Source organism: Streptomyces sp. NBC_00086 (genome assembly GCF_026343255.1).
GTDB lineage: Bacteria > Actinomycetota > Actinomycetes > Streptomycetales > Streptomycetaceae > Streptomyces.
Window position 1 is genome coordinate 3379693 of the sequence record NZ_JAPELZ010000001.1, and the last position, 19574, is coordinate 3399266.

Annotated in this window: 21 protein-coding genes; 9 read left to right on the top strand and 12 right to left on the bottom strand. The window is 72.5% G+C overall.

The annotated features are described in order from the left end of the window. Positions 1–7: 7 nt before the first annotated feature. The 6 genes from OG276_RS14965 to OG276_RS14990 form a co-directional block, all read right to left on the bottom strand. On the bottom strand, positions 8–919 hold the full coding sequence (locus tag OG276_RS14965) for a glutaminase (RefSeq protein ID WP_266905665.1): 912 nt from the start codon (positions 917–919) through the stop codon (positions 8–10). Positions 920–934: 15 nt separating this feature from the next. Next, the gene (locus tag OG276_RS14970; protein WP_266905667.1) at positions 935–1630 is read right to left on the bottom strand and encodes a demethylmenaquinone methyltransferase; all 696 of its coding nucleotides are present in this window, start codon (positions 1628–1630) and stop codon (positions 935–937) included. Between the two features lie 258 nt (positions 1631–1888). Next, positions 1889–3136 carry an ABC transporter permease gene (locus OG276_RS14975; protein WP_266912820.1) on the bottom strand — a complete coding sequence of 416 codons (1248 nt, stop codon included), beginning with the start codon at positions 3134–3136 and terminating at the stop codon, positions 1889–1891. Between the two features lie 5 nt (positions 3137–3141). After that, complete coding sequence (locus tag OG276_RS14980; protein ID WP_266912822.1) at positions 3142–3828, bottom strand: ABC transporter ATP-binding protein; 687 nt, start codon at positions 3826–3828, stop codon at positions 3142–3144. A gap of 80 nt (positions 3829–3908) precedes the next feature. Beyond that, positions 3909–5375, bottom strand: a complete 1467-nt coding sequence (locus OG276_RS14985; protein WP_266905669.1) for a peptidoglycan-binding protein — start codon at positions 5373–5375, stop codon at positions 3909–3911. Further along, positions 5372–5929, bottom strand: coding sequence for a hypothetical protein (locus tag OG276_RS14990; RefSeq protein ID WP_266905671.1), 558 nt, complete (start codon positions 5927–5929; stop codon positions 5372–5374). The genes OG276_RS14985 and OG276_RS14990 overlap by 4 nt, the downstream gene beginning before the upstream one ends. Before the next feature lie 259 nt (positions 5930–6188). Here OG276_RS14990 and OG276_RS14995 point away from each other — a divergent pair, with 259 nt between their 5' ends. The 4 genes from OG276_RS14995 (at position 6189) to OG276_RS15010 (ending at position 8943) form a co-directional block, all read left to right on the top strand. Next, positions 6189–6587: a hypothetical protein gene (locus tag OG276_RS14995; RefSeq protein WP_266905673.1), complete on the top strand. Its 399-nt coding sequence runs from the start codon at positions 6189–6191 to the stop codon at positions 6585–6587. Between the two features lie 96 nt (positions 6588–6683). Beyond that, positions 6684–7637, top strand: a complete 954-nt coding sequence (locus tag OG276_RS15000; RefSeq protein ID WP_266905675.1) for a hypothetical protein — start codon at positions 6684–6686, stop codon at positions 7635–7637. A 33-nt stretch (positions 7638–7670) separates the two neighbouring features. Further along, the gene (locus OG276_RS15005) at positions 7671–8513 is read left to right on the top strand and encodes a DUF3152 domain-containing protein (RefSeq protein WP_266905677.1); all 843 of its coding nucleotides are present in this window, start codon (positions 7671–7673) and stop codon (positions 8511–8513) included. Between the two features lie 106 nt (positions 8514–8619). Further along, positions 8620–8943 carry a response regulator transcription factor gene (locus tag OG276_RS15010; protein WP_266905679.1) on the top strand — a complete coding sequence of 108 codons (324 nt, stop codon included), beginning with the start codon at positions 8620–8622 and terminating at the stop codon, positions 8941–8943. Here OG276_RS15010 and OG276_RS15015 read toward each other — a convergent pair. The 5 genes from OG276_RS15015 to OG276_RS15035 all read right to left on the bottom strand — a co-directional run bounded on the left by OG276_RS15015 (position 8909) and on the right by OG276_RS15035 (position 13901). Then, on the bottom strand, positions 8909–9571 hold the full coding sequence (locus tag OG276_RS15015; protein ID WP_266905681.1) for a hypothetical protein: 663 nt from the start codon (positions 9569–9571) through the stop codon (positions 8909–8911). The two genes, OG276_RS15010 and OG276_RS15015, sit on opposite strands and share 35 nt — an antisense overlap. Positions 9572–9577: 6 nt before the next feature. After that, positions 9578–10777: a cyclic dehypoxanthinyl futalosine synthase gene (mqnC, locus tag OG276_RS15020; protein ID WP_266905683.1), complete on the bottom strand. Its 1200-nt coding sequence runs from the start codon at positions 10775–10777 to the stop codon at positions 9578–9580. A 247-nt stretch (positions 10778–11024) separates the two neighbouring features. Continuing rightward, on the bottom strand, positions 11025–11825 hold the full coding sequence (locus OG276_RS15025; RefSeq protein ID WP_266905685.1) for an A24 family peptidase: 801 nt from the start codon (positions 11823–11825) through the stop codon (positions 11025–11027). 177 nt (positions 11826–12002) lie between these two features. After that, positions 12003–12818, bottom strand: a complete 816-nt coding sequence (locus OG276_RS15030) for an MBL fold metallo-hydrolase (RefSeq protein ID WP_266905687.1) — start codon at positions 12816–12818, stop codon at positions 12003–12005. 219 nt (positions 12819–13037) lie between these two features. Next, entirely contained in the window at positions 13038–13901 is an 864-nt protein-coding gene (locus tag OG276_RS15035; RefSeq protein ID WP_266905689.1) for a menaquinone biosynthetic enzyme MqnA/MqnD family protein, read from the bottom strand. A gap of 237 nt (positions 13902–14138) precedes the next feature. On the opposite strand from OG276_RS15035, the gene OG276_RS15040 reads away from it, so the two are divergent. The 3 genes from OG276_RS15040 (at position 14139) to OG276_RS15050 (ending at position 16101) form a co-directional block, all read left to right on the top strand. After that, entirely contained in the window at positions 14139–14342 is a 204-nt protein-coding gene (locus OG276_RS15040) for a cold-shock protein (RefSeq protein WP_112451444.1), read from the top strand. Positions 14343–14638: 296 nt separating this feature from the next. Then, the gene (locus tag OG276_RS15045) at positions 14639–15232 is read left to right on the top strand and encodes a TetR/AcrR family transcriptional regulator (RefSeq protein ID WP_266905691.1); all 594 of its coding nucleotides are present in this window, start codon (positions 14639–14641) and stop codon (positions 15230–15232) included. Continuing rightward, positions 15229–16101, top strand: a complete 873-nt coding sequence (locus OG276_RS15050; protein ID WP_266905693.1) for an alpha/beta hydrolase — start codon at positions 15229–15231, stop codon at positions 16099–16101. Before OG276_RS15045 ends, OG276_RS15050 begins: the two co-directional genes overlap by 4 nt. Here OG276_RS15050 and OG276_RS15055 read toward each other — a convergent pair. Continuing rightward, positions 16098–17795 carry a lytic transglycosylase domain-containing protein gene (locus tag OG276_RS15055; RefSeq protein ID WP_266905695.1) on the bottom strand — a complete coding sequence of 566 codons (1698 nt, stop codon included), beginning with the start codon at positions 17793–17795 and terminating at the stop codon, positions 16098–16100. The two genes, OG276_RS15050 and OG276_RS15055, sit on opposite strands and share 4 nt — an antisense overlap. A gap of 305 nt (positions 17796–18100) precedes the next feature. Between OG276_RS15055 and OG276_RS15060 the strand changes: the two genes are divergently transcribed. Both OG276_RS15060 and OG276_RS15065 read left to right on the top strand, forming a co-directional pair. Further along, positions 18101–18910, top strand: a complete 810-nt coding sequence (locus tag OG276_RS15060) for a thioredoxin domain-containing protein (RefSeq protein WP_266905697.1) — start codon at positions 18101–18103, stop codon at positions 18908–18910. A 126-nt stretch (positions 18911–19036) separates the two neighbouring features. Beyond that, positions 19037–19561: a hypothetical protein gene (locus OG276_RS15065; RefSeq protein WP_266905699.1), complete on the top strand. Its 525-nt coding sequence runs from the start codon at positions 19037–19039 to the stop codon at positions 19559–19561. The last annotated feature ends 13 nt before the right edge of the window (positions 19562–19574 follow it).

The window sequence follows — 19574 nt, forward strand, 5'->3', positions numbered from 1 at the left end:
TGGCGCGTCAGAAGACGGAAAGGCCCGTCAGGGTCGTGAAGCGGTCCAGCGCTGCCACCGCGGCCACCGAGTTGCCCTGGGCGTCGAGACCGGGGCTCCACGCGGCCAGCGTGCACGCGCCGGGCACGACCGCGACGATCCCCCCGCCCACGCCGCTCTTGCCGGGCAGGCCCACCCGGTAGGCGAACTCCCCCGCCGCGTCGTACGTCCCACACGTCAGCATCACCGCGTTGACCTGCTTCGCCTCGCTGCGCGTGAGGAGACGCGAGCCGTCCGCGCGCAGTCCGTGCCGGGCCAGGAAGCGGCCGGCGCGGGCCAGGTCGGCGCAGCTCATCTCGATGGAGCACTGCCAGAAGTAGTGCTCCAGCAGCGTCGGCACCGGGTTGTCGATGTTCCCGTAGGCGGCCATGAAGTGGGCCAGGGCCGCGTTGCGGTCCCCGTGTTCCTGCTCGGAGGCGGCGACCTCCGCGTCGAAGCCGACGTCGGGGTTCTGGCTCTCCTCCCGGAGGAAGCGCAGGAGTTCGCTGCTCGCGTCGCCGGTCAGCGTCTGGAGCCGGTCGGTGACGACGAGCGCGCCCGCGTTGATGAAGGGGTTGCGCGGGATGCCGCTCTCGTACTCCAGCTGCACGAGGGAGTTGAAGGGGTTGCCGGAGGGTTCCCGGCCCACCCGCTCCCACAGGCTGTCGCCGCCCTCGGCGAGCGCGAGGGCCAGCGCGAAGACCTTGGTGATGGACTGCGTGGAGAACGGCGTGTGCCAGTCCCCCACCCCGAACACGTTGCCGTCGAGGTCGGCGATGGCCATGCCGAACTGCCGCGGGTCCACGGACGCCAGCGCCGGGATGTACTCGGCGGTGGCGCCGCTGCCGATCAGCGGGGCGATGTCGGTGGCGACCTGTTCCAGCAGTGCCTGGTAGTCCATCTCCGCAGCCCCGTACTACACGTGCTTCGTGCCGCGGTGCAGGGCCACGATGCCGCCGCTCAGGTTGCGCCAGGCCACCTCGGACCAGCCGGCCTTCTGCAGCAGTGCGGCCAGTGCCGGCTGGTCGGGCCAGGCGCGGATGGAGTCGGCGAGGTAGACGTACGCGTCGGGGTTGGAGGAGACGGCGCGGGCGACGGGCGGCATCGCGCGCATCAGGTACTCGGTGTACACGGTCCGGAAGGGGGCCCAGGTGGGCTGCGAGAACTCGCAGATCACGACCTTGCCGCCGGGCTTGGTGACCCGGTACAGCTCGCGCAGCGCGGCGTCGGTGTCCTGGACGTTGCGCAGGCCGAAGGAGATGGTGACGGTGTCGAAGGAGTCGTCCTTGAAGGGGAGCTTCGTCGCGTCGCCGGCCGTCAGCGGGAGCCAGGGGTTGCGCTTCTTGCCCTCGCGGAGCATGCCGAGGGAGAAGTCGCAGGGCACGACGTACGCGCCGGTCGCGGCGAAGGGCAGCGAGGACGTGGCCGTGCCGGCGGCCAGGTCGAGGACCAGCTGCCCGGGGCGCGCGCCGACCGCCTTGGCGACCTCCTTGCGCCACAGGCGGGCCTGCCCGAGCGAGAGGACGTCGTTGGTGAGGTCGTAGTTCGCCGCCACGCCGTCGAACATGGAGGCGACTTCGTGCGGCTGCTTGTCCAGGGAAGCGGATGTCACTGGCGTGGGCCCCTCGGGTGCGGTGCGAATGGTTCGGCGAACGGTTCGGCAGGGTCCTGCGGACCGCCCCGCCATTCTCGCAGGCCCCCCGGGCACCGCACCCGGCCGCCCGTACGGTGCCCGCGGCACGGCGCGGCGGGACGCCACGGAGGCCGGCACGACGGGACGCCACGGGGGCCGCCGCGGCCGGACGCCACGGAGGCCGCCGCGGCGGCACGGCCGCAGCGGCGGGCCACCGGGACCGGGCGGCGGCCCCGCTCACCGCCGCAGGGCCTCCGCCGGTTCGATGCGGGAGGCCCGCCACGCCGGGTAGAGGCCCGCCAGGAGGCCGGTCAGGAGCCCGATCGCGGGGGCGGCCAGGGCCGTGGCCGGGTGGATCACCGGGGTCCAGTCGCGGAACACCGCCACCAGCACCACCGTCATGCAGCCCAGCGAGGTCCCGACCAGCCCGCCGAGTGCGCCGAGCGCGCCCGATTCGGCGAGGAACTGGCCGCTGATGTGCCGGCCCCGCGCTCCCAGGGCCCGGCGCAGGCCGATCTCCCCGGTGCGCTCCAGGACGGCGACCAGTGTCGTGTTCGCGATGCCCACGGCGCCGATGATCAGGCAGATGCCGGCCAGGACGAGGAAGAGCCGGCCCAGGTCCGAGGAGACGTTGGTGCGCAGCGAGCGCGGATCGGGCGGGGCCACGGCCTTCAGGTATTCGGGGTGGTCGGGGCGCAGCGCCGTAGGGACCAGCCGGGCCACCTGCTGGGCCGCGCCGAGCTCGGTGGCGATGAGCATGCGGGCGCCGTCGCCCTGCGGGGGTCCCCAGATCTCCTCGGCGGTGGTGCGCGGGACCATGACGGACAGGAGCAGGTCCGCCTTGCGCTCCACGTCGCCGATGATCCCCACCACGGTGAAGGGCTCGTCCCCGATGAACACGGCGGGCGCGGTGTCCAGCGTGGTGATGCCGAGCCGGGCGGCGACGGCGGCGCCCAGGACGGCGACCCGCTGGCGGGTGCCGGAGTGGTAGGCGTCGTAGAGCCGCCCCCGGTCGATCCGGGGAACGGCGGCCCGCAGGGCGCCCGGTGAGGCGGCGATGACGTCGGTCCTCTCACCGCGCGCGGCGCCGCCGACCGGGGCCGCGCGGACGGTCCCGTCGGCGGGCAGCCGGACGGTGTAGTAGACGCCCGCGTCCCGGACCCCGCCCAGCCGCTCGGTGCGGTCGTCCGCGTCGGCGGGGAAGCCGGGGCCGGTGAACTGGTCCTGGCTGCGGGCCACGTCCTCGACGGTGACCTCGGTGGCGCCGAGCACGCTGAAGCGGGCGTCGATCTGGGAGGAGGTCGTGGCCGTCAGGCCGAGGATGGCGACGAAGGATCCGACGCCGAGTACGGTGCCCAGCGCGGTCAGCGCCGAGCGGGCCGGCCGCTGCACCAGCCCGGCGAAGGCCTCGCCGAGGATGTCGCGCGGTGCGAGGCGGGTGGGCCGCTCGGGCGGGGGCAGGGGGCGCGGAGGCCTGCGCGGCAGGAGCCTCACAGCGCCGCTCCCGCGACCGATGGCCGGTCCTCGGCGAGCACGCCGTCGCGGATGCGGACCGTACGCGCTCCCCTGGCCGCCACCTCCGGATCGTGGGTGATCACCAGGACGGTCATGCCGTCCGCGTGCAGTTCGTCGAGGAGCTCCAGCACCGTTCCCGCGTTCTCCGAGTCGAGATTGCCCGTCGGTTCGTCGCACAGCAGCAGCGAGGGGCGGGTCACCAGGGCCCGGGCGATGGCGACCCGCTGCCGTTCGCCGCCGGAGAGCCGGGTGGGCAGGGCGTCGACGCGGTGCCCGAGGCCGACCCGCAGGAGGGCTTCGCGGGCGCGCGGTGCGCGTTCCCGGCGGGGGAAGCCGTTGTAGAGCATCGCGAGGGCCACGTTCTCCAGGGCGGAGCGGTGGGAGAGGAGGTGGAAGGACTGGAAGACGAATCCGATGCGGCGGCCCCGCAGCGCCGCCCGGCCGCTGTCGGCGAGCGCCCCGGTGTCCACCCCGTCCAGCAGGTACGTGCCGGTCGTGGGGGCGTCGAGCAGCCCGGCGATGTTGAGGAAGGTGGACTTGCCCGATCCGGAGGGCCCGACGACGGTGACGAACTCGCCGCGGCGCACCACCAGATCGCAGCCGGTGAGCGCGGCGACGGGCGGCGGGCCCGGGTAGGCGAGCCCGACGCCCCGGAACTCGATGACCGCCTCGCCGGGTCCGCCGGTACGGTCCTGCGGCCCCGGGCCGACAGCCGCCCCTGCCGGCTCCTCCCCCGCCGGGGTCACGGCGTCTTCCCTCCGCCGCCCCCGCTCAGGCCCGGGTTGACCCCGGTGACGACGTTGTCCCCTTCGGAGAGCGCCCCGGCCCCGGTCGGCTTCACCTCCACGTAGCCGTCGCCCGTCGTGCCCGCCTGGACCTCCACCTGCCGCCGCTTGCCCGCGGAGTCGACGACGGACACGCTGGTGCGCCCGTCGGCGCCCGCCGAGACCGCGCTCACCGGGACGACCAGCGCGTCACCGGAGGTCGCGGCCGCCTCCACGGTCAGCCGTACGTCCTGTCCCGCGAGCGCGGGGTCCAGCGGGCTGTCGGGCTCCACGACCATGGCGTAGCCCGGGGCTCCCGGCGGGGCCTGCTGCTGGCCGTCCCCGGTCCCGCCCTGCGGCTGCGCGGCCGGGGCCGCGGCCGTGTCGGCCACCGAGGCGACCTTGGCCGTGGCCGTCACCCCGCTGACCTCGGACCTGATCTCCACGCGCTGGCCCGCCCGGACCAAGCCCTTCTGGTGTTCCTGCAGTTGGCCCCGGACCACCAGCGCCCCGGCGGACAGCGTCAGCGCGGGACCGGTGGCCACGGAGCCGACCCTGGTGTTGACCGTGGTGATCCGCGCGGGGAATCCCTCCAGGAACACGACCTCGCCGGCCGGGAGCATCGGACCCGCGACCTCCTGCGCCTCGGTGAGCTTGCGCCGCGCCTTGGCCAGGTCCTCCTCGGCCCGGCGCACGGCGCGCGAGGAACCCGGGTTCGAAGCGGCTTCCACGGCAGGGGAGTTCGCCGTCGAGCCGGCGGCGCCGCCCTTCGCCCCGCCGGCACCGCCGGCACCGCCTGCCCCGCCGTCCCCGGCTCCCGCCCCGGCCCGTACGTCCTCCAGCGCCCGCCGGGCCGCGGTCACCGCCTCCTCCGCGGCCTCCACCGCCTCTCCGCCGTCGGCGAGCGCGGGCAGCGCGTCGTAGCCGATCGAACGGTAGAAGGCGGCGAGTGCCGTTTTGGTGCCGGCCCCGAAGGTCCCGGCCTTGTCGGCGCCCGTCGGGTGTCCCCGCCCGGCCAGCGCCTGCTGGAGCTGTCTGACGTCCTCCCCGGTGGCCCCCGGCTTGAGGTCCCGGTACACGGGCAGCTTGCCCGGCAGGACGAACACCGGCCGCCCCGACACCTCCAGCAGCACCCGCCCCGCGTCCACCGCGCTCCCGGCGGTGGCCGCCACCTTGGTGACCACCGGCGCCGCCGCGCCCTCGGCCCGCGCGGTCGGCGTGACCTGCACGGTCTGGGTGGCGGTCGCGGTGCCGCGCAGGACGACGGTGTCGCGCAGCACCCGCTTCTCGACCCGGGCCACCAGGACGTCCATCGGGGGCGGCCCCGCGTCGGCCGCCACCTGCGCGGGGGACTTGATCACCGCCGAGGCGCCGACTCCGGCGCCCGCGAGCAGGACCGCCCCGCCGGCCACCGCGAAGACCCACTTACGGTGCTTCGCGCTCATCCACCCACCACGCCCGAGGACGAACCCGCCGGGGCCTTCTCCGCGCACTTGAGGAGGGCGGCAGCCGCCTTCGGGTCCGTCTTGAGCCCGGCGTCGACCCCGGAGTCACCCGTGACCGGGTCGGGGTCGGGGAAGTCCCGGGCCCCGTTCGCGCGCATGCACGCGGTGAACTCCTTCGCCTTCGCGAGCGTCGCCGCGTCCGCCTGGGGCTGCACCCGCTTGGCCGCGCAGGCCGTCTCGGCCGCCCGCACCTTGGCGGGGTCGGCCTTGGCCGGGTCCACGACCTGTATCCCCGAGGGGGTGTCCTTCATCGGCAGCCCCTGGTCCTTCAGGCAGGCGAAGAACGCCGCCAGCTTGGGATCGGCGGCGTCCTTGCCGGTCGGAGCCGGCGAGGTGGCCGTCGGCGTACCCGTACCGGTGGCTCCGGACGGGGCGGCGCCCCCGGCGTCCGGCTCTCCCCCCGAGCAGCCGGACACCAGGAGCACCACCGACATCAGGGACGCCAGGGACAACAGCACCGGCGCGGAAGCGGACCGGACGCGTGGAGATGACACAGGAATCGACCCCTTCGTACGCTCCCGCCGCGAGCCGGCTCCGGAGCGGGCGCCGTACGGCAACAGGGCGCCTCCGCCTACACCGTAGGAGTCACCCACCCCAGACGTAACTGGCCCGAAGGCTAGTTGTCGCCCCGGCCCGGACCCCGTTGACTCAGCCCGGTCCGATGGGCCCATCACCTGCCGGATCCGGTGTCTGCAGGCACTCGCCCGGTACCGACGCTGTCAACGTCCACGCTCCCCACGGAAAGGCACAGCCATGCGCTCTCGCATCGTCATGCGCGCCGCCGTCACAGCAGCGCTCGCCCTGTCCGCCGTAGGCCTCTCGCTCGGCTCGGCCTCCGCCGCCGAGAAGGACGGCTGGATCACGTCCGGCGAGTTCGGCCTCTTCTGCTTCCAGAACCAGGGCAACTCCGTGTTCGACCTCGTCCTCGACGACGTCAACTTCGCGGACGACTACTTCAAGGGCTCGCAGTCCTGCGCGGGTCACACCACCAACGACTGGACGGAGTCCTACCGCAACCTGGACTCGTTCACCTGGGACGTCTACACCGACTGGAACCGCGGCGGCTCCCACGGGACCCTCCCCGCGGGCTACGCGGGCAACGCCAGCGCCACCTTCAAGAACCGCATCTCCTCGGCGTACTGGGTCCGCTGACACCACGTCACTCATGCGCAGCACAAGCGCCGCTCCGCCCGCAACCATCGGGCGGAGCGGCGCGCCCACATCTTCTCATCTCCCTCCGGAGCCCACATGCCCTTCTCCCGCCGCTTGCTGCGACCTCTCGGCGTCGCCTTGTTGCCCCTGGCCCTCGCGGGGTGCGGCGGCTCGGACCCGGACGGCGGTCCGTCCGCCGAGGAGCCCCCGACCGGCGCCGCGCCGACCCTGCTGGCCAGCGCGGACCTGCGCTTCCCGCTCGACGCGTACGTACCGACCGGGGAGCAGAACTCCCAGCTGACGAAGGCCCAGGACAAGCTGGTCGACCAGTGCATGCAGCGCTACGGGTTCCGGTACGAGTCCCCGCGCGCCGGGTCCGCGGCGCAGCCGCGCGACGAGAGCAGGCGCTACGGGCTCTCCGACGCCTCGGTAGCCACCCGCTACGGCTACAACAACCCGGTGCTGGAGAACCGTCCGCCCAAGCCGGTGGCGAAGCAGCTCGGGCCGAACGAGAAGCTCTTCCTGCACGGTGAGGAGCAGGTGGATCCCGCGAAACCCATCCCCATGAGCCAGGAGGAATCCGAGAAATCCGGGCTGGGCTCGCTGACCGTCGACGGAAAGAAGGTTCCGTCGGGCGGCTGCCTGCGGGAATCCTTCCTCAAGCTCTACTCCCCGGTGAAGAACTCCGTGGACATCATGGTCCCGCAGAACTTCGGATTCGACGCCTACGGGCGCTCCCGGCAGGACAGCCGGGTGGAAAAGGCGATCAAGGAATGGTCTGCCTGCATGGCGGAAAAAGGTTTCTCGACCGACAATCCGGTCAGCCCCGAACTGGGATTCAACGACGCCACCCTGGGATCTCCGCAGGCGGTCACCGCCGCGCAGCAGGACGTGGCCTGCAAGCAGCGCACCAACCTGGTGGGCATATGGTTCACGGTCGAAGTCGCCTACCAGAAACGGCTGATCGAGCAGAACGCCGAGGTACTGGCCCTGGCCAAGACGCAGTTGGAGGAGCGGATGCGGCTCGCCGCCCAGCTCACCTCCGCCTGATCCACGACACGCTGCGAACGACTCGGCTCTGACATGACGAAACACCGCTCCACCCGCCGCCGGCCCGCACGGCTGGTCCTGCCGCTCGTGCTCTGCTCGGGGGCCGCCGTCGCGGCGGCCATGGCGGGGATCCTGCCCCAGGCCTCCGCACCCCGCGCGGACCTCTCCGCCCCGCAGCCCCCGCCGTCCGGGCGGACGGCCGCGCTCGACCCCGTGCCCGTACCCACACCCACGCCCTCGCCCACGTCCGTACCGGCGCCCACGCCCACGCCTCCCCCGTCGCCGACGCCCACCCCGAGCCCCCCGGCCGTCCCGGAGACGGGGCCCGGCACCTTCCGGGCCTCCACCGTCTCCGGCCCCCGCCACGGCTCCGGACCGGTACGGCGCTACCGCGTCGAGGCCGAGGACGGCTCGGGCATCGATCCGGACGAGGCCGCCCGCGCGGTCGACGCCGTGCTCGGCGACCCGCGCGGCTGGACCCGCGACCCGCGGTACGCGTTCCGGCTGACCGGGTCCGGCCCGGTGGAGTTCACGGTGCGCATCGCCACCCCGGCCACCACGGACCGGCTCTGCCAGGTGGTGACCCCGGAGCTGAAGGGGGAGGCGAACTGCCGCAGCGGGCACCAGGTGATCGTCAACCTGCGGCGCTGGCAGCTCGGTTCGCCCCAGTTCGACGGCTCGCCCGCCGAGTACCGGGCGCTGATCATCAACCACGAGGTGGGCCACGAACTGGGCCGCGGCCACGAGACCTGCCCCGGCCCGGGCCTGCCCGCGCCGGCGATGATGCAGCAGCTCAAAGGGCTGCTGGGGTGCCGGTCCAACGCCTGGCCGTTCGACTCGCGCGGGAATTACGCGAGGGGACCGCTCGTCCCTTGATCGGCCACACACACCGGATCATCACAGTTCTGACCGAAACCAGCCATTCCCCCCTCCAGCACTGCAGTTACAATGAAAAATCGATCGAAACATCCCGGGGGGGATCATGGAAATCGACAACGGCATGACCATCAGTCTGCCAGGCACGTTCCAGTCCGGTCCGGAGTCCGGCAGCGACTGCGGACCGCGGGAAGAAATTCAGCTCACACGCCAAGAGTCGGTCGTATTCATCAATTTATGCACGGGTGCGAGCAACTCGGAGCTGGCGAAGAAGCTCACGCTGTCCGTCGGCACCGTCAAATTCCACGTGTCCAACATCCGCGAGAAGCTGGGCGGGCTCAGCCGCCTCCAGGTCTGTCTGCTGTCCGCCCTCACCCAGACGGAATCCGCCGAGCTCAGCGCCGGCGGTGGAGCAGTCTGCCGCCGATGACCGTGGCCACACAGGTCGTCGGGCCCTCCACCAGCAGTTCCACCGGACCGGCCACCGCGAACACCGCGAACCGCGCCGGGGCGCCCGGCTCCAGGACGCCGTGGAAGGCCTGCCCGGCCGCGGTCCGGCCGGCGAGCGGGTCCAGGGAGGCCGGACCCTCGTAGGGAGCGGGCGGGACGACGGTCAGCCCGGAGCGGACCACGGCCGTACGGACGGCCGGGCTGGTGAAGCGGCCCGCCACCGCGACCACCCCGCGGGCGAGCAGCTTCTGCGTACCGCGCCGCGCGCTGTTTCCCCAGCGCGGCTCCGTCATCTTCAGGTCCGCCAACGCCGCCGCGCCGCTGATCGGTTCGGCCCCGAGCTCGGTGATCTCGTACGGGTCGTCCGGATAGTACGTGCGCTCCAGCAGCTCGTCGCCGCCGCGCACCAGCAGCCCCGGGGTCAGCACCCCGGGCCAGCTGCGGGCGCGCGCGTGCGGATAGGCCGCGGCGAGCTCCTCGTACGGGCCCACCCGGGCGATGCGGTCGCCCTCGACCAGGACCGCGCCGCCGGGCAGCGGCGCCGGTCCCGGGCCGGGTCCGGCGGCGAGCCCCGTGACGAGGAGTTCGGCGGTGTGGATCGTCAGCACGGGCGCTCAGTTCGAGGAGATGAGCTTCAGCTCGGGGTGGGCCGTACCGCCCTCGATGGCGGTGGAGGAGATGTGCGAGACCACGCGGTCGTCGACCGGGTCGTTCGCCGGGTCCTCGTGCACGAGGAGGTGCTCGTACGTCGTGGCGCGCTGCGCCGGGACGCGGCCCGCCTTGCGGATGAGGTCGATGATCTCCATGCGGTTGGAGCGGTGCTTGGCACCGGCCGAGGAGACCACGTTCTCCTCCAGCATGATCGAACCGAGGTCGTCGGCGCCGTAGTGCAGGGAGAGCTGGCCCGCCTCCTTGCCGACGGTGAGCCAGGAGCCCTGGATGTGGGCGATGTTGTCGAGGAAGAGCCGCGCGATGGCGATCATGCGCAGGTACTCGAAGACGGTCGCCTGGGTGCGGCCCTTGAGGTGGTTGTTCTCGGGCTGGTAGGTGTACGGGATGAAGGCGCGGAAGCCGCCCGTACGGTCCTGGGTGTCCCGGATCATCGCGATGTGCTCGATGCGCTCGGCGTTGGTCTCGCCGGTGCCCATCAGCATGGTGGAGGTGGACTCCACGCCCAGCTTGTGGGCGATCTCCATGATCTCCAGCCAGCGCTCGCCGGACTCCTTGAGCGGGGCGATCGCCTTGCGCGGCCGCTCCGGGAGCAGCTCGGCGCCGGCGCCCGCGAAGGAGTCGAGACCGGCGGCGTGGATGCGCTGGATGGCCTCCTCCGCAGACACCTTGGAGATGCGGGCCATGTGCTCGACCTCGGACGCGCCGAGGGAGTGGATGACCAGCTGCGGGAAGGCCTGCTTGATGGCGGAGAAGTGGTGTTCGTAGTACTCGACGCCGTAGTCCGGGTGGTGGCCGCCCTGGAACATGATCTGCGTGCCGCCCAGCTCGACGGTCTCCGCGCAGCGGCGCAGGATGTCGTCGAGGTCGCGGGACCAGCCCTTCTTCGCGTCCTTGGGGGCCGCGTAGAAGGCGCAGAACTTGCACGCCGTCACGCACACGTTGGTGTAGTTGATGTTGCGCTCGATGATGTACGTCGCGATGTGCTCGGTACCGGCGTAGCGCAGCCGGCGGGCCGCGTCGGCGGCCTGTCCCAGCGCGTGCAGGGGCGCGTGACGGTAGAGGTCGAGCGCCTCTTCCTTGGTGATCCGGCCCCCAGCGGCGGCTCGGTCGAGGACTGACTGGAGAGCGGCCTGGTCGGTCACCGGTGCGTCACCTTTCGGCTGTGTCGTTCGGCTGGCGCCCGGCTGCGGTCGAAATTCCCGGACCGATCCAGCCTACGCCAGCCCCTCCGGCTCCCGGTCTGGCCCCCTGCGGGATGTCCCGAAGAGTGCGGATCCCGGACCCGGCCCGGGAACCCGCCTCACGGGACCCACCTCACGGGACCCACCTCACGGGACCGGCTCACCTGCTTACCTGCTCGCCTGCTCGCCTGCTCGCCTGCTCGCCTGCTCACGGAACCGGGCCGGCGCCCAGGACGGGGCCCAGCCCCAAGTCGGGCCCCAGCCCCAGGCCCGCGTAGATCACGCCCGCGAGGGCTCCGGCGGCCATGAACGGGCCGAAGGCGATCGAGCTCCCGCGCTCCACCCGGCGCAGGGCGAGCCGGGCGTACCCGTGCACGGTGGCCGCGAGGAACGCGGCGAAGGTGCCCGCGATCAGCTCGAACCACCCGTACCAGCCCAGGACCTGCCCCACGGTCAGGGCCAGGGTGACGTCGCCGAACCCCATGCCGGGCGGGTGGATCACATGCAGGACGAGGTACACGGTCCAGAGGGCGAGTCCCCCCAGCAGAGCGCGCGTCCAGGATCCGCCGGCGCCCGCGAACAGGGCGGCCACGCCGAGTGCGGCCGCGGTGGTGGCGGCCAGCGGCAGGGTCAGTACGTCGGGCAGCCGGTGCACGGCCTGGTCGACGAAGCAGAGCAGGACGGTGATCGGCGCCAGCAGCAGCCAGGCGGCCAGTTCGGGCCGCGCCCCGACCCCGGCCCCGAGCGCGAGGCAGACGAGGGTGGTGGCCAGCACCGCTCCGGCAGCGGGGGCGTAACCACCGCGCCACCGGCCAGCGGGCACGCACCGGGGGCACACCGCGCGGCCCAGCCAGCCTCGGGCGGGGCCGGTCAGCGGGTGGCCGGCCGGGCAGGCCGAGCGCCAGGGCAGGCCCGCCTCGACGGAGAGGCGGTAGGCGGCCCGGGGCAGGAAGAGACCGGCCGCCGCGCCCCAGAGCGTGACCCCGGCCACGAACAGCGTGATGCCCACGTCAGCCCGCCACCGCTGCCCGGCGGCCCGGAGCGGCTGCCCGTAACCGGATCCTCATCCCACGCCCCCGCCCCAGCCCCGCGCCCCATGACTTGGCGACGCACGCTAGCAGCGGCCACGGCCCCCCTCAAGGCCTGTGGATGCGCCACCGGGCACCCCCAGGGGGTGTCTTGCCGATCAGGCCGGGCCCGCGGGTTCGAACCCGGCCAGCATCTGCTCCAGCGCCTGCTGGTCCGGGCCCACGAAGGGGTCGAGGCCCGGGGCGAGGCCCACGGTGTCGAGCATCCGGGCGATGAGTGCGACCCCGGCGGCCGGCGGCAGGTGGGTGGAGAGCACGAGCTCGGGGTCCATCTCCCGGAGCGGCCGGACCGTGGCGAGGAACTTCTCCCGGTCGGCGACGGTCACCCAGGGGCTGTCCAGCGAGGCCCAGAACAGCTGGGCGGCCCGCAGGTCCTCGGGCCCCACCGCCCCGGCCTCGCCGCCGGCCGCGAGGTCGCCGTCGGGGAGGGGGGCGCCGAAGCAGTCGGAGCTGAAGCAGGCCCGCGACCGGTCGTCGTAGAAGCCCACGGTCGCGGGGTTGTCGAAGAGGGGCGGCCGGAAGGCGGTGAGGGAGCGGTCGCCGACGTCGAGCCGCTGGCCGGGGTTGAGGAAGTAGACCCGGTCCATCGGCAGCGGGCGCTCCGTGGTCATCTCGCCGGCGCCGAGGAAGGTGGTCACCACGCGGGCCTCGGGGGCGGCCTCCAGCAGGGCGAAGATCCCGCCGGTGTGGTCCCGGTCCGGGTGCGTCAGCCAGATCCACCGCACGTCGGCGGGGTCGACGGCCTCGGACAGGGTCTTCAGGAAGTCACGGTCGGGCAGGCCGAGGCCGGTGTCGACCACCACGGGCTCACGGGCGTGCAGGACGAAGGCGTTGACCGGGATGAAGCCGACCCCGGGCGCTTCCAGGGCGTCCCCGAGGACCGTGATGTCCCGGCCGAGTGTGCGTGTGGTCATGGCGGAGCTCCGATGGCCCCCTGGATGAGCACGCTCGCGACCGCCCGGGCTCCCCCCGGCCCGCCCTCCCTCTCATCGTGTCCCCGCAAGGCCCCGTACGCACGCCCGCGCGGGCGAGGTGAAAGGACAACGCATTCCCGGTGAACGGCGGGCATTCGCCTTTCCGCCCCTTATACCCGGGCGGAAAGAAGCGGAAGGCGAATACCCCCATAAACCTTGCTAATGACCCGGCACGGCCACCGGCAGGAGCTCCACGTTCACATCGGGCGCATAGCCCGTCGTGAGTCCCGTCCGCCGCGCGAATTCGCGTACGCCGGCCAGTTGGTCGGGGCCGAAGCGGAAGTCGAGCGTCGTGAAGTAGCGCTCCAGGAGTTCCGCGTCGAAGGCCTCCCAGCGGGCCGCCTGCTCGGCGACCTTGCCGACCTCCTCCAGGGAGACGTCACGGGAGGCGAGGAAGGCCTCGTGGACCTTCCGCACCACCTCCGGCTCACGCTCCAGGTACTCCTTGCGGGCGGCCCAGACGGCGAAGACGAACGGCAGTCCGGTCCACTCCTTCCACATCGCCCCCAGGTCGTGGACGGTGAGCCCGAGCCGGGGCGCGTCGTGCAGCGAGGCGCGCAGCGCGGCGTCGCCGATCAGCACCGCCGCGTCCGCCTCCTGCATCATCAGCCCCAGGTCGGGCGGGCAGGTGTAGTAGTCGGGCCGTACGTCGTACTTCTCCGCGAGCAGCAGCTGGGCCAGGCGCACGGACGTTCTCGACGTGGATCCCAGAGCGACGCGGGCGCCGTCCAGCTGGTCCAGGGGGACCTGCGAGACGATCACGCAGGACATGACGGGACCGTCGCAGCCGACCGCGAGGTCGGGGAAGGCGACGAGCTCGTCCGCGTTGCGGAGGAACTCCACGAGGGTGATGGGACCGATGTCCAAGCCGCCCTGGACGAGGCTCGCGCTGAGCTTCTCCGGAGTGTCCTTGGTCAGCTCCAGGTCCAGCAGCGTGCCGGTTCTGGCCAGCCCCCAGTAGAGGGGCAGGCAGTTCAGGAACTGAATGTGGCCGACACGGGGCCGGCTGCGATAGGCGTCCACATCGCGAGACTAGCCCCCGTGTCTCCGTCAGCCGTCTGGCGGGTCTCAAACGTCCGAGTGACGTGATCTTTCCCTCTGGTCTCGGCCGGGATGTGCGTGCTAGGCTCGACGCAAGTTGCAGTTTGGTTTCCCTTGCAGTACGAGGCCTGCGGAGAATGTGACCCGCAGGCTTTTGTAGTTTTCAGACTTCTTAGCAGGTTCTGGAGCAGGGCGACCCTTTGGCCCATAGGAGGGCTCATGGCTACCGGAACCGTCAAGTGGTTCAACGCTGAAAAGGGCTTCGGCTTCATCGCCCAGGACGGCGGCGGCCCGGATGTCTTCGTCCACTACTCCGCGATCAACGCCGCCGGCTTCCGCTCCCTTGAGGAGAACCAGCTGGTGAACTTCGACGTCACCCAGGGCCCGAAGGGCCCGCAGGCGGAGAACGTCACCCCGGCCTAGTCGCCTGGGCCAACCAATCGCGGTTGGATATGCAGTACCCAAGGAGCCCTGTCTTCTCTGCGCGAGCAGAGTCGACGGGGCTCCTGCCTTTTCCCTGGCCGGGTCGTCGGACCGGACCAGCGGCGCAGCGCCCCCGGCACCCTTCGACGGTGCCGGGGGCGCTGCGCCGTATCCGACCGTGACATATCCGGCAGCACGGAGCGAAACGGCCCCCTCTCCTCCTCTCCTAGGCCCCCTAGGGTCATACCTAGGACTCCTAGGTATAAGTTGTGGGGACTGAGCAACGGGAGGGGCACATGGTGCGGATGGGGTTGACAGCCGAGCGGGTCACCGTGGTGGGGGCCGAGGTGGCGGATGACGTGGGGCTGCACCGGGTGACCATGGCGCAGGTCGCGCGGCGGCTCGGGGTGCAGGACGCGAGCCTCTACGCGCACGTCCGCAGCCTGGAGGACCTCCGCGGGCGGATCGCGCTGCTGGCGGCGGACGAGAAGACGCTGCTCATCGCGGAGGCGACCGCCGGGCTCGCGGGACGGGACGCGCTCGTCGCGTACGCCAACGCCTGGCGGGAGTACGCCCACCGGTTCCCCGGCCGCTACGCGGCGACGCAGGCCCCGATCAAGATCGACCCCGAGCTGGCCGCGAAGGCCCCCGGGCCGCGCCGCGCGGTCGCGCTGACCTACGGCATGCTGCGCGGCTACGGACTGGCGGAGCCCGATCTGACCGACGCGGCCCGGCTGCTGCGCAGCACGTTCCACGGGTTCGTCGCCCTGGAGGCCTCGGGCGGTTTCGCCCACGCGCGGACGCCGCAGGCTTCCTGGCTCTGGTCCCTCGACTCCCTGGACCTCCTGCTGAAGCACCGCGCCGCTCCCCGCAGGGGAGCCTCCGCGTGAGCGCCCCGACCACCGGCAGCCTGCGCGTGCCCGGCGCGACCCTGTACTACGAGGTGCGCGGCCGGGGCCCGCTCCTGCTGCTGATCCCCGGCGGGACCGGTGGGGCGGCCGCCTTCGACGGCGTCGCCGACGCGCTGGCGGCCGAGTACACCGTCGCGTCCTACGATCCGCGCGGCATGTCCCGCAGCCCGCTGGACGAACCGGAGGCCGTGCAGAGCGTGGCCGAGCACGCCGAGGACGCGCTGCGGCTGCTGGACCTGCTGTCGCCGGACGAGCCCGCCCGGGTGTTCGGCTCCAGCTCGGGCGCGATCGCGGCGCTCCACCTGCTGACGACCCGGCCCGAACGCCTCGTACGCCTCGTCGCGCACGAGCCCCCGGTGGTGGAGGTGCTGCCGGACGCTTCCGCGCACCGCGCGTTGCTCGTACGCGTACGGGACACCCTGGACGCGGAGGGGCTCATGCCGGCGATGGCCGTGTTCGCGGCGGGGCTGCGGAAGGACGGCGACGCGCCTGCTCCGGGCCCTGCCCGGGCCCCGGCCCCTGCCCCGACGGCCCTTCCGCCGCACGCGGCGGCCCGGGCCGAGCGGACGATGGCCGACCTGCCGTACTTCCTCGGGCGGATCGTGCCGGGCTTCATGGCGTACTCCCCCGACCTCCGGCGGCTGGAGGCGGTCTCGGACCGGCTCGTGCTCGCCGGCGGCCGGGACTCGCGGGGCGAGCTCCCCTACCGGCCGGCCGCGTTCCTCGCCGAGCGGTTCGGCAGGGAGCTGCTGCACTTCCCCGGCGGGCACACCGGCCTGACCACGCACCCCGCCGAGTTCGGCGGGGCGCTGGGGCAGGCCTTCGGGGACCAGGTCGAGACGGACTAGCTCTTGCCGGTCGGCTGGTCGGTCGCCGGGGGCTCGGTGACCGGGGGCTCGGTGACGGTGATCTCCAGGAAGAGCACCACCTGGTCCGAGATCCGCACGCGGAGCGTGTAGGTGCCCGCGGCGACGCCGGTGGTGGACAGTTCCGGCAGGTCGATCTTGCCGTCGGCCGCCGTCGCCGGGAGCGCCAGCTCCGTCAGCTTCTTGCCGTCCTTGTCCAGGAAGTACGGGGTCTCCCCCGCCTTGGCCGGGTCCGCGGGGACCCACTTCCCGTCCTTGTCCTTGGTGCCGAGCCCGGCCGTGGCCTTGGCCTCGGCGACCGGCTTGTCCTTCGCCGTCGCCAGGAACTGCACGCCCTTGATCGCGGTTCCGGCTTCCGCGGTGAGCGCCTTGCCGGCGTTCGCGTCGCTGCGGACGAGCTTGTCCGCCTCCGGGACGGGTACCGGCTTGGCCGGGGTGACCTTGGCGCCGAACCGCACGGAGACCTCGGCCGAAGCGGCGTAGGCCGTGGCGCGCAGGGTGAAGGTGCCCGCCTTGAGGCCGGCCTTCAGCTTCGGGACCCTGACCAGGCCCTTGGCGTTGGTGCGCAGGACCGCGAAGTCCTTGCCGTCGGCCGCGAAGACGGTGCGGCCGGTGGTGTCGTCGTCGACCGAGAACACGATCGCCTGGTCGACGGCCGGCATGCCGTCGGTCAGCACGGCCTTGATGAGCGGGAGGCGCTCGAACTCGGTCCCGGCCTCGGCCGTGACCTCGGCGGTGCCGATCCGGACCAGCTTGCCCAGGGTCGGCTTCGGGGTGGGGGTCGGCGTGGGAGTCGGCGGCTTCGGGGTCGGCGTCGGCGTCGGGGTCGGCGCGGGTGCCGGCGCGGGCGGCGGCGCGGGCAGGGTCGGCGGGTTCGGCGTCGGGTAGTTGCCGGACGGCGGGTTCGGTACCGGGGTCGCGCCCTGACCGGCCTGGTACTGGCGCATGTAGCCGAGCACCGTGTTCACGTACTCGCGCGACCTGTTGTAGCTGAGGATCGCCTTGTCGAGGTCGCCCGCGTCGGAGAGGTTGCGCTGGCCCGCGCAGAGGTAGAGGCCGGCGCCCAGTGCGGCGTCGTAGATGTTGTTCGGGTCGCGCTTGCCGTCGGCGTTGCCGTCGGCGCCCCAGGTCGACCAGGTGGAGGGGATGAACTGCATCGGGCCGACCGCGCGGTCGTACTCGGCGTCCGCGTCCCACTCGCCCTTGTCGGTGTCCTTGATCTCGGCGAAGCCGTTGCCGTCCAGGCGCGGCCCGCGGATCGCCTTCTCGGTGTACCCGTCCGCCTTGAGCCCGTAGCCGGAGGCGTGCACGGACTCCACCCTGCCTATGCCCGCGAGCAGTTGCCAGGGCAGGTGGCAGCCGGGAAGCGCGGCGGCCACCGAGATCCCGGCGCGCTTGTAGGCGTCGAGGGCGGTCGCGGGTATGCCGGCGGTGGCCCCGTCCGGGCTGGCGGCGCCGGGGGGCGCCGGCGGCGGGTCGGCGACCAGGTCCGGGAGCTCCAGCCGGGCGTCACCGCGATCGGTGGCCTGGGGGCTGTCGGGGGTCGGCTCGGCTTCCCCCGCACCCGCGATCGGTGTGTTGGTCACGACCGCGGCGGTGGTCAGGCTGGCCGCGAGGGCGGCCGTGCACATGACCTTGCGCGAGGTGTTGACGAGGTGACGGTGAAGTGGCTTCACAGTGCGGCGATCCCCCCAGAGCGGGGGCCGGTCCGGCCCCCGTAAAACGTAAAAAAAGTCATATAACGCTCCGCACGCCCCGAAACATCCTCGCGCGGACGGCCGATCGGGCCGTTGAGGTTAACTGTCTATCAGTTCTTCGCGCGCGACTCACCGCCGCCCCGGGAGATGTGCCCCACCCTTCGCCGGGCCTTCACAGGACCTTTCACGGGAGCTCGCCCGGAACCGGACAAAGGACTTAAGTCCCCGCCCGATTCGTACCAATGACACCTACTTGAGTGCTCTACGGTCTTTATCCTTGGGGAATGGCAAGCAGCAAGAAGGACCAGCGGCGCGCGGCCCGCGACCGGATGCGCGAGGAGCGCGAGGCCCTGGCCCGACGCGAGAAGCTGCGCGGGCGCGTGCTGATCGGTGGCGCGCTGGTCGCCGTACTGGCCCTCGCGGTCGGCATCGGCATGTACGCGGCGAACTCCTCCGGCTCCGCGGACTCCGCCGACGAGGGGGCCGGCAAGCCCTTCGTCCAGCCGGCCAACACCACCGGCAAGGACGGGATCGTGATCCCGTACGGCAAGGCCGACGCGAAGAACGTCCTCTCCGTCTGGCTCGACCCCCGCTGCCCCTACTGCGCGGGCGTCGAGACCGGCCTCGGCACGACCATCAAGGAGCAGGCGGACGCGGGCACGTACCGCGTCGAGTACCACTTCGCCACGTTTCTGGACAAGGCGCTGGGCGGCGGCAAGGGCTCCAAGCGGGCGGTCAACGCGCTGGGCGCTGCGGTGAACGAGGGCCCGGAGAAGTTCATGGAGTACCTCCAGGTGCTCTACAAGAACCACCCGGAGAAGGAATCGGACGACAAGTTCGGCTCCACCGCCACCCTGCTGGAGCTCGCGGAGCAGGTCCCGGGCCTGCGGACGCCCGCCTTCAACCAGGCGGTCAAGGAACTCACCTACATGCCGTGGGTCGAGAAGGTCGGCCAGGCCTTCTACGACCAGGACATGCAGGGCACCCCGGACGTCTCCATCAACGGCAAGAAGCTCACGGTGAACTCGGGGCAGGGCATCGACTCGATCACCCCGGACGCCTTCAAGAAGCTGATCTCCGAGAACCTGAAGTAGCCGGACGGCGGCCGGCGGTCAGGCCGGCTCCGCCGCTCCGGCCGCCGCCACCCGCGGCCCGGCGCCCTCTTGGGCGAAACGGCCGTGCGCGCTGCTGCGTGGAAGTACGTTCAGATGCAGCTCGTCATGGGTCCTGGACGAGGGATGCGGGAACACGGGGGTGGGTGCGAGGTGCTGGCCGAATCATTGGCGGCGTTGGCCGCGGCGGGAGGCGCCGCGGTCGTACAGGCCGCGACGACGGACGCGTGGACGGAAGTCCGCGACCGGGTCGCGCGGTGGTTCGGCCGGGGCGACGGTGAGCTGGAGCGGGTCCAGCTGGAACGCCTGGACCGGAGCGCGGCCGAACTCGTGGCCGCCGGCGGGTCGGATCAGGAACAGGAGCAGGCCCTCCAGGCGAGGGTGTGGCGGACCCGTATCGAAGACCTCCTGGAGAGCCTGGACGACGACGCGGAGCGGGAGCAGGCGGCCACCGAGCTGTGCGCCCTGCTGGAGGACACTTCAGCAGCCGGCGGGGTCTCGGCCGGAACCGGCGGCGTGGCCGCAGGACGGGACGTCAGCGTGAAGGCCGAGGGCGGCTCGATCGCGGCGGCCGTCCTGCACGGAGGCGCGCACATCGGCCCCCCTCCGGTGCCGGATCCGTCCCGGGGCTGACCGGACCGGCGTT

What these genes read in the sequence shown, in the direction of transcription:
- OG276_RS14965 (WP_266905665.1), bottom strand. Translation starts at nt 919, where the DNA reads ATGGACTACCAGGCACTGCTGGAACAGGTCGCCACCGACATCGCCCCG.
- OG276_RS14985 (WP_266905669.1), bottom strand. Translation starts at nt 5,375, where the DNA reads ATGAGCGCGAAGCACCGTAAGTGGGTCTTCGCGGTGGCCGGCGGGGCG.
- OG276_RS14995 (WP_266905673.1), top strand. Translation starts at nt 6,189, where the DNA reads ATGCGCTCTCGCATCGTCATGCGCGCCGCCGTCACAGCAGCGCTCGCC.
- OG276_RS15000 (WP_266905675.1), top strand. Translation starts at nt 6,684, where the DNA reads ATGCCCTTCTCCCGCCGCTTGCTGCGACCTCTCGGCGTCGCCTTGTTG.
- OG276_RS15005 (WP_266905677.1), top strand. Translation starts at nt 7,671, where the DNA reads ATGACGAAACACCGCTCCACCCGCCGCCGGCCCGCACGGCTGGTCCTG.
- OG276_RS15010 (WP_266905679.1), top strand. Translation starts at nt 8,620, where the DNA reads ATGGAAATCGACAACGGCATGACCATCAGTCTGCCAGGCACGTTCCAG.
- OG276_RS15030 (WP_266905687.1), bottom strand. Translation starts at nt 12,818, where the DNA reads ATGACCACACGCACACTCGGCCGGGACATCACGGTCCTCGGGGACGCC.
- OG276_RS15040 (WP_112451444.1), top strand. Translation starts at nt 14,139, where the DNA reads ATGGCTACCGGAACCGTCAAGTGGTTCAACGCTGAAAAGGGCTTCGGC.
- OG276_RS15045 (WP_266905691.1), top strand. Translation starts at nt 14,639, where the DNA reads ATGGTGCGGATGGGGTTGACAGCCGAGCGGGTCACCGTGGTGGGGGCC.
- OG276_RS15060 (WP_266905697.1), top strand. Translation starts at nt 18,101, where the DNA reads ATGGCAAGCAGCAAGAAGGACCAGCGGCGCGCGGCCCGCGACCGGATG.
- OG276_RS15065 (WP_266905699.1), top strand. Translation starts at nt 19,037, where the DNA reads ATGGGTCCTGGACGAGGGATGCGGGAACACGGGGGTGGGTGCGAGGTG.